The sequence below is a fragment of the Actinomyces sp. S6-Spd3 genome (assembly GCF_000758755.1).
Taxonomy (GTDB): domain Bacteria; phylum Actinomycetota; class Actinomycetes; order Actinomycetales; family Actinomycetaceae; genus Pauljensenia.
Genome location: NZ_JRMV01000108.1, coordinates 1 through 683 on the forward strand (window position 1 = coordinate 1; position 683 = coordinate 683).

The 683-nt window shown below is 53.6% G+C and carries 1 protein-coding gene and 1 pseudogene; both read right to left on the minus strand.

Annotation, left to right across the window (positions count from 1 at the left end):
* A pseudogene (locus HMPREF1627_RS10085) lies at positions 1-199 on the minus strand (MFS transporter); the annotation flags it as partial.
* Between the two features lie 68 nt (positions 200-267).
* The coding region (locus HMPREF1627_RS00660; RefSeq protein WP_034500256.1) for an IspD/TarI family cytidylyltransferase at positions 268-683 on the minus strand (416 nt) is incomplete at its 5' end.

Genomic DNA, 683 nt, shown 5'->3' on the forward strand with positions numbered 1-683 from the left:
GCGACTCTGATGACTTATCCGTGTCGGCAAACATGCCGGAAGTCAAATAAACAGAAAATACGAATGTGGTGGCAACCGCGTTGAATGCGGCCGAACCCCAGTCCCAAAGCGACCATGCAAGAACGGTCTTATTTAGGATGCTTTCTTTTTTAGCGGGGGCCTCGTTGCCAAAGCTGTGATTAGTTGATGAAGTAGTCACGCTTCTGACTTTAACCCGAAATCAGAAAATTATGGATTTAAAGACCATTTAGTTTCGTTGGCGGTATGTTATTCCTCCAACAGGCTCTGATACCGGTCTGGCCGGGCCAGGATTTCTGCGGCAACCACCAGGTCTAGTTTGGTTGTAATCTTCATGGACAGCGCGCTACCCGGCGTCACATGCACATCCTCGCCAAGAGCTTCCACAAGCCCGGCATCGTCGGTTAGTTCCACACCTTGGGCCAGCAGTTCGCGGCCCGCCTCGTGTGCGCGCATAGCGGTTTCCCAGTGAAAACCTTGCGGGGTTTGAACTCCGCGCAGCTGCGCGCGATCAACTTGCCCAACGACTTTTTCAATTTTCGAGGAGGCCCCCACCGGCTCCACAACCTTCTGTGTGTCGGTAACAGGAACCGCCGGAATGACAGCTTTTAACCCGCTCTCCAGCGCTTCAATGACGTCTCTAATGGCGCGCTTGGGGGTGAGGC